The 11453-nt window shown below is 58.1% G+C and carries 12 protein-coding genes; all 12 read left to right on the top strand.

From position 1 onward, the window contains the following. Nucleotides 1-153: 153 nt before the first annotated feature. The 12 genes from rpsM to ACNQ62_RS11900 all read left to right on the top strand — a co-directional run bounded on the left by rpsM (nucleotide 154) and on the right by ACNQ62_RS11900 (nucleotide 11438). Nucleotides 154-522: a 30S ribosomal protein S13 gene (gene rpsM / locus ACNQ62_RS11955; RefSeq protein ID WP_005849790.1), complete on the top strand. Its 369-nt coding sequence runs from the start codon at nucleotides 154-156 to the stop codon at nucleotides 520-522. Between the two features lie 15 nt (nucleotides 523-537). Then, nucleotides 538-927: a 30S ribosomal protein S11 gene (gene rpsK, locus ACNQ62_RS11950; protein ID WP_005849789.1), complete on the top strand. Its 390-nt coding sequence runs from the start codon at nucleotides 538-540 to the stop codon at nucleotides 925-927. A gap of 116 nt (nucleotides 928-1043) precedes the next feature. Further along, nucleotides 1044-2060 carry a DNA-directed RNA polymerase subunit alpha gene (locus ACNQ62_RS11945; RefSeq protein ID WP_005849787.1) on the top strand — a complete coding sequence of 339 codons (1017 nt, stop codon included), beginning with the start codon at nucleotides 1044-1046 and terminating at the stop codon, nucleotides 2058-2060. A 131-nt stretch (nucleotides 2061-2191) separates the two neighbouring features. Beyond that, the gene (gene rplQ / locus ACNQ62_RS11940) at nucleotides 2192-2611 is read left to right on the top strand and encodes a 50S ribosomal protein L17 (protein ID WP_005849785.1); all 420 of its coding nucleotides are present in this window, start codon (nucleotides 2192-2194) and stop codon (nucleotides 2609-2611) included. A 138-nt stretch (nucleotides 2612-2749) separates the two neighbouring features. Continuing rightward, nucleotides 2750-4120 carry a trypsin-like peptidase domain-containing protein gene (locus ACNQ62_RS11935; protein ID WP_418094944.1) on the top strand — a complete coding sequence of 457 codons (1371 nt, stop codon included), beginning with the start codon at nucleotides 2750-2752 and terminating at the stop codon, nucleotides 4118-4120. A gap of 4 nt (nucleotides 4121-4124) precedes the next feature. Beyond that, nucleotides 4125-5432, top strand: coding sequence for a replication-associated recombination protein A (locus ACNQ62_RS11930; RefSeq protein WP_418094943.1), 1308 nt, complete (start codon nucleotides 4125-4127; stop codon nucleotides 5430-5432). Nucleotides 5433-5463: 31 nt separating this feature from the next. Continuing rightward, a complete protein-coding gene (crcB, locus tag ACNQ62_RS11925; RefSeq protein WP_418094942.1) occupies nucleotides 5464-5844 on the top strand; it encodes a fluoride efflux transporter CrcB in 381 nt (126 codons plus the stop codon). Beyond that, a complete protein-coding gene (locus tag ACNQ62_RS11920; protein ID WP_005849777.1) occupies nucleotides 5841-6890 on the top strand; it encodes an RluA family pseudouridine synthase in 1050 nt (349 codons plus the stop codon). Before crcB ends, ACNQ62_RS11920 begins: the two co-directional genes overlap by 4 nt. Next, nucleotides 6887-7600 carry an ATP12 family chaperone protein gene (locus ACNQ62_RS11915; protein ID WP_418094941.1) on the top strand — a complete coding sequence of 238 codons (714 nt, stop codon included), beginning with the start codon at nucleotides 6887-6889 and terminating at the stop codon, nucleotides 7598-7600. Before ACNQ62_RS11920 ends, ACNQ62_RS11915 begins: the two co-directional genes overlap by 4 nt. A gap of 185 nt (nucleotides 7601-7785) precedes the next feature. Next, a complete protein-coding gene (locus ACNQ62_RS11910) occupies nucleotides 7786-8802 on the top strand; it encodes an amino acid ABC transporter substrate-binding protein (RefSeq protein WP_418094940.1) in 1017 nt (338 codons plus the stop codon). A gap of 124 nt (nucleotides 8803-8926) precedes the next feature. Next, the gene (locus ACNQ62_RS11905; RefSeq protein WP_037944857.1) at nucleotides 8927-10141 is read left to right on the top strand and encodes an amino acid ABC transporter permease; all 1215 of its coding nucleotides are present in this window, start codon (nucleotides 8927-8929) and stop codon (nucleotides 10139-10141) included. A gap of 1 nt (nucleotide 10142) precedes the next feature. Then, a complete protein-coding gene (locus tag ACNQ62_RS11900; protein ID WP_348000926.1) occupies nucleotides 10143-11438 on the top strand; it encodes an amino acid ABC transporter permease in 1296 nt (431 codons plus the stop codon). The last annotated feature ends 15 nt before the right edge of the window (nucleotides 11439-11453 follow it).

Genomic DNA, 11453 nt, shown 5'->3' with positions numbered 1-11453 from the left:
ATCTCGTAAGAGAATCGAATTGCAACGGGCACCGATCACGCCCTGCGCATGAACACCTGATCAGCTGGAGCCCGACGGCACATTCGCCTCGGGCTTCACGTTGTGAAAAAAGGGTCTGGCATGACGGACCCGCAACGAAAAGGAAGCACACACGTGGCACGTATTGCCGGCGTAAACATCCCGACTGCAAAGCGGGTTCCAATCGCCCTCACATATATCACCGGTATCGGTAACTCCTCCGCAGCTGCAATCTGCGAAGCTGTTGGCATCGATTCCACACGTCGTATCAACGAACTTTCGGATGCTGAAATCCTGAAAATCCGTGAGTATATCGACGAAAACTACACTGTCGAAGGTGACCTGCGTCGCGACACGCAGATGAACATCAAGCGTCTGATGGACCTTGGTTGCTACCGTGGCCTGCGCCACCGTCGTAACCTGCCGGTTCGTGGTCAGCGTACCCACACCAACGCTCGTACGCGCAAAGGCCCTGCAAAGGCCATTGCCGGTAAGAAGAAGTAAGGGAGGGTCTGATCAATGGCACGCGAAAAGACAAAGACGAAGCGTAAGGTTTCCAAGAACATCGCCGCAGGTGTGGCGCATGTTAACTCCAGCTTCAACAACACAAAGATCCTGATCTCTGACGTTCAGGGTAACGCAATTTCCTGGTCCTCCGCAGGTACCATGGGCTTTAAAGGGTCGCGTAAATCGACACCTTACGCGGCTCAGATGGCTGCTGAAGATGCAGGTAAAAAAGCCCAGGACCACGGCGTGAAAACGCTGGAAGTCGAAGTGCAAGGCCCCGGCTCCGGCCGTGAAAGCGCCCTGCGCGCGCTGGCAGCTGCCGGGTTCAACATCACATCGATCCGTGACGTGACCCCAATGGCGCACAACGGCTGCCGCCCTCCGAAACGCCGCCGCGTCTAAGAGTATAAGTTACAAAGGGGGCCGCGCCTTTGCGCACGGCCTCTTACTGCTTTGTTGAAACCTCGGGAGTTCTTCGCCATTTGGACATGGGGCGCAGAACAGGAATGGAGGGACGTATGATCCACAAAAATTGGGCTGAATTGATCAAGCCACAGCAGTTGGACGTCAAGCCGGGCAATGACCCTGCACGTCAGGCTACTGTCATCGCCGAGCCGCTCGAGCGTGGCTTTGGTTTGACAATGGGCAACGCGCTGCGCCGCGTTCTGATGTCGTCGCTGCAAGGTGCCGCCATCACATCTGTACAAATTGATAATGTTTTGCACGAATTTTCGAGCGTTGCGGGTGTTCGCGAAGATGTCACCGACATCGTTCTGAACCTCAAAGGCGTTTCCCTGCGCATGGAAGTCGAAGGGCCCAAGCGCCTGTCGATCTCTGCCAAGGGGCCGGGTGTTGTCACAGCTGGTGACATCTCTGAAAGCGCTGGTATCGAAATTCTGAACCGCGATCACGTGATCTGCCACCTGGATGACAACGCTGACGTTTACATGGAACTGACGGTTAACACCGGCAAGGGCTATGTTGCGGCAGACAAGAACAAGCCAGAAGATGCGCCCATCGGTCTTATCCCGATCGACGCGATCTATTCGCCGGTCAAGAAAGTGTCCTATGACGTGCAGCCGACCCGCGAAGGTCAGGTGCTGGATTATGACAAGCTGACGATGAAAGTCGAAACAGACGGCTCCATCTCTCCCGACGATGCCGTGGCCTTTGCTGCGCGTATTCTGCAGGATCAGCTGGGCATCTTCGTCAACTTCGACGAGCCTGAATCCGCATCGCGTCAGGACGACGACGACGGTCTGGAATTCAACCCGCTGCTGCTGAAGAAAGTAGACGAGCTGGAATTGTCCGTCCGTTCGGCAAACTGCCTGAAGAACGACAACATCGTCTACATCGGCGATCTGATCCAGAAGACCGAGGCCGAAATGCTGCGCACGCCGAACTTTGGCCGCAAATCCTTGAACGAGATCAAGGAAGTGCTGTCGGGCATGGGCCTGCACCTTGGTATGGACGTCGAGGACTGGCCACCAGACAACATCGAAGACCTCGCGAAAAAGTTCGAGGATTCGTTCTAAGAGATTTGTCGGGTGGGGTTTCCCCGCCCGACAATACCACCGGGCATCGGCCCCAAGGAGAGTTGGCGCTACGCACGCCAACCAGACAAAGTAAAACCGCCCGTAGAGGGCATTAAATTGGAGACTAGAAAATGCGTCACGCACGTGGTTACCGCCGCCTGAACCGTACACATGAGCACCGCAAGGCGTTGTTCTCGAACATGGCAGGCTCGCTCATCGAACATGAGCAAATCAAAACAACATTGCCAAAAGCCAAAGAATTGAAGCCAATCATCGAAAAGATGATCACATTGGCAAAGCGCGGCGACCTGCACGCGCGTCGTCAGGCTGCAAGCAAGCTGAAGCAAGACCAGTATGTCGCGAAACTGTTCGACATCCTGGGCCCACGTTACAAAGACCGTCAGGGTGGCTATGTCCGCGTTCTGAAAGCGGGCTTCCGTTATGGCGACATGGCACCTATGGCCATTATCGAATTCGTAGATCGCGACCGCGACGCGAAGGGTGCAAACGACAAGGCGCGCGTAGCGGCCTATGAGGTTGCCGAAGACTAAAGCGACCTGCTTTTGTTAAGAATTCTGAAAGCCCCTGCCAACGCAGGGGCTTTTTGCTTTTATGCCTTCGGCGAGGATTTAAATCCATTTGGAACTCGGGTGTTGCGCAAGGGCCTATGGCTGCGCATATCTGGGGGCATGAGAATACTTCTGATCCTGCTGACCGTTCTGTCTTTCCCTGCCGCTGCGCAAACTGTGCCAAGCTCTGCCGCGCAGATCCAGTTGAGCTTTGCGCCGCTGGTCCGCGAGGCCGCGCCCGCCGTGGTGAACATCTACGCCCGCACCATCGTCGAACAAAGCCGCACGCCGCTGCAGGCTGATCCATTCTTCGAACGTTTCTTCCGACGGCCAGATGCCGGCCGCCCGCGGGTTCAGAACTCGCTTGGGTCCGGCGTGATTCTGTCGGAGGACGGGATCGTGGTGTCGAATTATCATGTGGTCGGGATGTCGACGGACATTCGGATCGTCCTGTCGGACCGTCGCGAGTTTTCCGCCCGTGTGCTGCTGAGCGATGCAGAGAGCGATCTGGCTATCCTGAAAATCGATGACGTAGACGGCCTTACCCCTTTGTCGTTGCGCGATAGCGATACCGTCGAGGTCGGCGAGTTGACGCTAGCCATCGGCAACCCCTTTGGGGTCGGGCAAACGGTGAGCAGCGGGATCGTGTCAGGGCTTGCGCGGTCTGGCGGGATGAACGGTGGCGGGCAGGGGTACTTCATCCAGACGGATGCGCCGATCAACCCGGGCAACTCTGGCGGTGCGTTGATCGACGTAGAGGGCCGGTTGATCGGGATCAACACCTCGATCTTGACACGCTCTGGCGGTTCAAACGGGATCGGCTTTGCGATACCTGCCAATTTGATCGCGGCGTTCATGGCGCAGGCGCGCGATGGGGCCGTTGAATTTACCCGACCTTGGACGGGGATGAGCGGGCAGCCGGTGGACGCGGATATGGCGGGCCCGCTGGGGCTGGACCGGCCTGGTGGCATCATCGTGTCTGGGATGCACCCTGCCAGCCCGTTTCTGAAGGCCGGTGTTGCAGTCGGCGATGTGATCACGGCAGTCGATGGGCAAGAGGTACATACACCCGCCGAGATGATCTACCGCATGAGTGTGGCCGGGATGGGGGCGCAAGCGCGGATCACGCGGCTGCGCGATGGCGCGGTGGAAGATGTTGAGGTCGCCTTGATCGCCGCACCGGAAGAGCCATCGCGTGCCGCTCTGACGCTGGATGACAGCAGCTTGCTACCGGGGTTGGCGTTGGCGCGGATCAATCCTGCTGTGATGGCTGAATTGAACCTCCCGCTTGAGGTAGCGGGCGTGGCGGTGATGGATACCGGGCCCTATGGTGCGCGCGTGGGGTTGCGGCAGGGGGATGTGATCTTGGCCGTGAACGGGGCCGAGGTGCAAACACCGTCGGATGTCAGCGACCAGATGGCGGGCAGCCGTCAGGTGTCGATGGTGGTGCAGCGTGGCGTGCAGCGTCTGTCGCTGCAATTCCGGGTCTAGCGCGATGGCGGACCTATTTGGATCGGACGCGCCGGCTGTGGAAAGCGGGCACCGCCCATTGGCAGACCGGCTGCGCCCGCGAAGCTTGGGCGAGGTCATCGGCCAGTCACAAGTGTTGGGGCCGGACGCGCCGCTGACGGTCATGCTGCAGTCGGGGTCGCTGGGGTCGCTGATTTTCTGGGGCCCGCCCGGCGTTGGCAAAACGACGATCGCGCGACTGCTGGCAGATGAGACGGACCTGCATTTCGTGCAGATCAGCGCGATTTTCAGCGGTGTGCCTGAGCTGCGCAAGGTCTTTGATGCGGCGAAAATCCGGCGACAGAACGGGCAGGGGACACTGCTGTTCGTCGACGAGATCCACCGCTTTAACAAGGCGCAGCAGGACGGCTTCCTGCCTCATATGGAGGATGGAACGATCCTGCTGGTCGGGGCCACGACCGAGAATCCATCGTTCGAGCTGAACGCCGCTGTGCTGAGCCGGTCGCAGGTTCTGGTGTTGGAGCGCTTGCCGCTGTCTGATCTGGAACGGCTGGCCCAAAGGGCCGAAAAGGAACTGGGTCGTGGCTTGCCACTGGACGGGCCTGCGCGTGAAAACCTGCTTGAGATGGCCGATGGCGACGGGCGTGCGTTGCTCAACCTGATAGAGCAAGTCGCCGCCTGGAAGGTCGAGGGCAAGCTGGACGGCAAAGCCCTGTCGGCGCGGTTGATGCGGCGCGCGGCGCAATACGATAAAGGGGGGGACGCGCATTATAACCTCATCTCAGCGCTGCATAAATCCGTGCGCGGCTCTGACCCTGACGCGGCGCTGTACTGGTTGGCGCGGATGCTGGAGGGGGGCGAAGACCCGCGGTATCTGATGCGCCGGATCACGCGCATGGCGGTCGAGGATATCGGGCTTGCCGATCTGCAGGCGCAGTCTGTTTGCCTGCAATCGTGGGAGACCTACGAGCGGCTCGGCTCGCCCGAAGGGGAGCTGGCGATTGCGCAGGCGTTGACGTATCTCGCGCTGGCCCCGAAGTCGAACGCGGCCTACGTGGCCTATAAGGCAGCGCGGCGTGCGGCCAAGCAAACCGGGTCCTCTTTGCCGCCCAAGCACATCATGAACGCGCCCACCAAGATGATGAAGGAACAGGGCTACGGCGCGGGGTATGCCTATGACCATGATGCCGAAGACGGGTTTTCCGGCCAGAACTACTTTCCCGACGGGATGGAGCGACCGCAATTCTATCAACCTGTCGAACGAGGCTTTGAACGTGACCTGAAAAAACGCGTCGATTATTTCGAAAAGCTGCGGGCAACGCGGAAAACTTGACATTCGGGGCGTGAACCGTGAGAGACCGCAGATGATTTCAACCCTGTCCCTTGTCGCTATGGGCGGCGCGATCGGTGCCTCCTTGCGGTATCTGTTTGGTGTCGCCGTGACGCGGCTGGTCGGGCTGTCGGATTTTCCGATCGCGGTCCTGACGGTCAACATCATCGGGTCGTTCTTGATGGGCCTCTTTGTGGTGTGTGCCGCACAAAAAGGGCTGACGCAGATCAGCCCGTTTGTGATGACCGGTGTGCTTGGCGGCTTTACAACGTTCTCGTCCTTCTCGCTCGAGACGGTCACGTTGATTGAGCGCGGCCAGATCGGGGCGGCAGGGATATATGTGGCACTGTCCGTCGGGCTATCGGTGCTAGGATTAATGCTGGGCCTTTTCGTGGCCAGAGGGGTATTTGCATGAGCCGGGTTCAACATCTGGTCGTAGAAGAAGGCGACGGGGATCAACGGTTGGACCGTTGGTTCAAACGGACCTTTCCGCTGATTGGCCAAGGGCTGATCGAAAAGATGTGCCGTAAAGGTGACATCCGTGTTGATGGGGGGCGGGTCAAAGCCTCTACTCGGCTTGAGGTCGGGCAGACCGTGCGTATCCCGCCGCTGCCTGATGAAAAGGCTCCGCCGCCGCCCAAGCGCACGCGGATATCAGAGGCGGATACCAAGTTTATCCGGTCTTGTGTGATCTATCGCGACGATCACATCATCGCGCTAAACAAACCGCCGGGGCTGCCGGTGCAGGGCGGGTCTGGTCAATCGGACCGCCATGTCGACGCGCTTGCCGATGCTTTGATGTTCGAGCTTGATGAAAAGCCGCGCCTTGTGCACCGCTTGGATAAAGACACCTCTGGCGTGCTGATCATGGCGCGGACACGGTCAATTGCCGCCGCGCTGACAGCGTCGTTCCGCCATCGCGAAACCCGCAAGATTTACTGGGCTGCGGTCGCGGGCGTCCCGCATCCGCGCAACGGGACGATCAAATTCGGGCTGGTCAAAGCCTTCGGTCACGGGGCCCGCGGTGAGGGCGAAAAGATGTACTGCGTCCACCCGAAAGACATGGAAACAACCGAAGGCGCCAAGCGCGCGACCACCGATTATGCGACCCTCGCACAAGCCGGTAAGCGAACCTGCTGGATGGCGCTGATCCCTGTGACCGGCCGGACGCACCAGCTGCGTGCGCATATGGCTGAAATCGGGCATCCCATTGTCGGAGATGGCAAATATGGCGGTTCAGGTCAGGAGAACATGGGCGACGGATGGGGTGCGCAACTGGGGGGTGATATCTCTAAGAAGCTGCACCTGCATGCGCGATCCCTGACGCTGGAGCACCCTGTAACCAAGGCGCGACTGAACCTCACGGCCCCGCTGCCGGACCATATGGCGCGCACCTGGGACACGTTCCAGTGGGCACCCTCTGACGTGCCTGCTGACCCGTTCGAGGAGGATTGGGGGTGAGAGATTGGAAAGCGAAACGTTTCTGGAAAGAGGCGGCCGTTGTCGAGGCGGAGGGTGGCTATACTGTCGAGCTTGACGGGCGCGGGATCAAGACGCCGGCCAAACGTGCACTGGTGGTGCCAACCCGCGCTATGGCGCAGAAAATCGCCGCCGAGTGGCAAGCACAGGACGGGGTGATCAACCCCGACACCATGCCCGCCACCAAAACCGCCAATGCCGCGATCGACAAGGTTGCGCTGCAACATGCCGAGGTTGCGGATATGTTGGCGGCCTACGGCGACTGTGATCTGCTGTGCTATCGCGCGGATAGCCCGGCTGAGCTGGTCGCGCGGCAAGCCGAACAATGGGACCCCATGCTGGAGTGGGCCCGCGAGGCCTTGGGCGTGAGCTTGCAGACCCGAGTGGGGATCATGCACGAACCCCAGTCACCTGCGGATGTCGCACGCCTGTCGGCGCGCACCCATGCGTTAAGCAACTTTCAACTCGCTGCCTTCCACGACCTTGTGAGCCTGTCTGGCTCACTAATCTTGGGCTTTGCGGCGGCGCTTGACGCAAAGGAAGCGGAATCGATTTGGGAAATTTCGCGTCTGGACGAGATTTGGCAGGCCGAACAGTGGGGCAATGATGACGAGGCAAACGCCTTAGCCGCAGTGAAAAAGACTAGTTTCTTACACGCTAAGTTGATGTTTGACCTGAGCGTGCCCGAATAGGTTTCACGGTGACCCCAATACATAGGATTGAGGGCATTTTTTAAGCACACTGACTTGACGTTCCGGCGTAAATTCGCCCAAACTCCCTTCCACTGACGGGGATAACCCCGCCAAAACATCTCCGGTCCGAAAAGGTGCCGGGTGAACCGCCCTAAAACGTGGCGGAAAATCAGGAAGAGGTTAAAATGAACAAATCCGTATTTTTTGGTGCGCTAACAGTAACCGGCCTTGCGGCTGGTGCAGCTGCTGCGTCCACGCTTGACGATGTCAAAGCGCGCGGCAAGCTGAACTGCGGCGTTACCACCGGTCTGGCAGGCTTTGCGGCCCCCAACGCCAATGGTGAATGGGAAGGCTTTGACGTGGCGGTATGCCGCGCCGTTGCCGCTGCTGTACTGGGCGACCCCGCAGCTGTCGAATTCATCCCCACAACCGGCAAAACACGCTTCACCGCGCTGGCTTCGGGCGAGATCGATTTCCTTGCACGTAACACCACATGGACCTTCAGCCGCGATGTCGACCTCAAGTTCGACTTCATCGGCGTGAACTACTATGACGGTCAGGGCTTTATGGTTCCGAAAGAGCTTGGCGTTTCCTCTGCCAAGGATCTGGATGGCGCGACTGTTTGCATCCAAACCGGTACCACGACCGAGCTGAACCTCGCGGACTTCTTCCGCAACAACAACATCAGCTACGAGCCCGTCCCTGTTGAAACAAACGCCGAAGGCCAACAGCAGTATCTGGCCGGTGCGTGCGACACCTATACTACCGACGCATCCGGTCTGGCCGCGACACGTGCGACCTTTGAAAACCCAGGTGAGCACATCATCCTGCCCGAAATCATCTCTAAAGAGCCTCTGGGCCCGCTTGTTCGCCATGGCGACAACGACTGGGGCGATGTAACGCGCTGGGTTCTCTACGCTCTGATCGCAGCTGAAGAGCTGGGTGTCACATCGGCAAACGTCGAAGAGATGACAACAAACACCACAAACCCAGAAGTTGCCCGTCTGCTTGGCACTGAAGGTACTTTGGGTGAAATGCTGGGTCTGGAAGCTGACTGGGCAAAGAAAGCCATCGCGTCGCAAGGTAACTACGGCGAAATCTTTGCCAAGAACATCGGCGAAGAAACACCAATCGGTCTGGCCCGTGGCCTGAACGCTCAGTGGACAGACGGCGGCCTGATGTACGCGCCTCCTTTCCGCTAAACACATCCGTCGAGGGGCGCGGAGCAATTCCGCGCCCTTTGCGCCTATACGACGCAAAAATAAAACCCGGCCCGCGACACCGAATGGTGCGTGAAAAACAGGTCCGGCACACAGGGAAAATCTGATGACGACAATGTCCGACCCTCAACAGGGCTCGTTCCGGCTGTCGATGTTGCTTAACGACACCCGCTATAGATCCTACACTTTCCAGTTTATCGCGCTGATACTGCTTATCGCATTGATGTCGTTTCTGGGCATTAACCTGGTACGAAATCTGGCAGAGGCCGGATTGAACATCTCCTACGGGTTTTTGAACGTGCCAGCCGGCTACGATATCAACCAATCCTTAATCGATTATAACAGCCAGTCATCGAACCTGCGTGCCGCAATGGTCGGTATCATCAACACGCTTCTTGTTGCGTTTCTGGCCTGTGTCACTGCGACAATTCTGGGTGTGATCGCCGGTGTGGCACGCCTGTCCAAGAACTGGCTCGTGTCCAAACTGATGTCGGTCTACGTCGAGATTTTCCGGAATATTCCGGTGCTGATCTGGATCCTGATGATCTACACCTTGATGACGGCCGTTTTGCCCGCGCCCAACAAGTTCCGCGGTGACAACGCCACGTCGAGCATGCTTTTCGACGCCTTCGCCTTCACCAACCGGGGCATCTACATTCCCGCACCGGTTTGGGGCCCGGGGTCTATGATCGTGGTTGCGACCTTTGTGCTGTCGATCATCGCCGCGATTATCTATCGCCGGTATGCGGTTAGCCTTCTGTTCCGTACGGGCAAGCTGCTGCCTATGGGATGGCCCACTGTCGCGATCTTGCTGGTGCCGACGATTGTGATGTTCTTCATCATGGGCAGCCCCATCGCATTGGATTACCCCGAGCTTAAGGGCTTTAACTTCCGTGGTGGTCTGCAGATCGGCGCGCCGCTGATCGCATTGTGGTTGGCTTTGTCCGTATACACCGGTGCCTTCATCGCCGAAAACGTGCGTGCAGGTATTCAGGCGATCTCAAAAGGGCAGACCGAAGCTGCATCGTCGCTGGGCTTGCGCCCGAAGCGGGTCATGAACCTTGTGGTTCTGCCGCAGGCGTTGCGCGTGATCATCCCGCCGCTGATTTCGCAATACCTCAACATCACCAAGAACTCGTCGCTCGCGATTGCCGTCGGGTATGCCGATATCACTGCGACACTGGGGGGGATCACCTTGAACCAGACCGGCCGCGCGATCGAATGCGTGCTTTTGCTGATGCTGTTCTATCTCACGATCTCGCTGTCGATCTCTGCGATCATGAACGTTTACAACAACTCTGTCAGCTTGAAGGAGCGGTAAGATGTCAGATACACACGCCGCCTCCGTCCCTTATGTGCGGGACACCATGTTGCCACAGCACGCGCCCCCGCCAACCGCGCAGGGGCCCGTAAAATGGGTCCGCGAAAGCCTGTTTTCGTCGATCCCTTACACCATTCTCACGCTCGCAGCGCTTTACGTTATCTATCTGATCCTTTCCGGCTTCCTTCCTTGGTTGCTGGGCGGGGTTTGGACGACATCCAACATTCGCGAGTGTCGCGAAGTATTGGACGGCGTCCAAGCCGGTTGTTTCTCGGTGCTGACAGAACGCTGGAACCAACTGTTGTTTGGTATCGCCTATCCGCAGGACGGCTACTGGCGTCCGACATTGGCATTCGTGCTCTTATTCGTCGCTGTGTCACCGGTGCTGTTTAGCAATCTGCCACGTGGGCTCATCCTGTTTACCGTCATCTATCCTTTCATCGCCTTTTGGTTGATCTGGGGCGGTTCCCTTTTGGTGCCGTTGTCGGCGTTGCTGGCCTTTGTGGTTGCCTATGTGGTCTACAGCAGAATCGTTAAGACAAGCTTTGCAGGCGGCCTTTTTGCGGGTCTCATCGCAGGCGTCGTGACGTGGTTTATCTGCGGCTTCATTACGCCAAGCCTATCCGGCGTGCTCGCGCTGGAACCGGTCGCCTCGCGGAACATGGGGGGCTTTATGCTCAACATGATCTTGGGCGTGATCTGCGTGTCTTTGTCCTTGCCGATGGGCATTCTGCTTGCGCTGGGTCGTCAATCGAGCTTGCCGATCATCAAACTGATTTGCGTTGTTTTCATTGAGTTTATCCGAGGGGTGCCTCTGATTACGTTGCTTTTTGTTGCCAACGTGGTCCTGGCTTATTTCCTGCCACCGGGCACAAACTTTGACCTGATCCTGCGTGTTATCATCATGATCACCATGTTCGCGTCGGCCTATATTGCCGAGGTGATCCGGGGCGGGTTGGCAGCCTTGCCACGTGGTCAATACGAGGCTGCAGACAGCTTGGGCCTTGATTATGCGCAGGCCATGCGCCTGATTATTTTGCCCCAAGCCTTAAAAATCTCGATCCCAGGGATCGTTAACGTGGCCGTCGGGTTGTTCAAGGATACTACGCTGGTGTCGATTATTTCGATGTTCGACCTGGTTGGGATGATCCGCGGGCCGATCCTAGCGTCGACTGACTGGAACGGCGTTTACTGGGAACTTTGGGGCTTTGCCGCCTTGCTCTTCTTCGTCGTCTGCTACGGCATCTCGCAATATTCACAATGGCTGGAACGTCAACTCCAGACCGACCACCATTAAGGAAAGGCTGTAATT

This window comes from Sulfitobacter sp. SBS6, from assembly GCF_048285585.1.
Lineage (GTDB): Bacteria > Pseudomonadota > Alphaproteobacteria > Rhodobacterales > Rhodobacteraceae > Sulfitobacter > Sulfitobacter pontiacus.
This window is presented reverse-complemented; position numbering and strand designations above follow the sequence as displayed.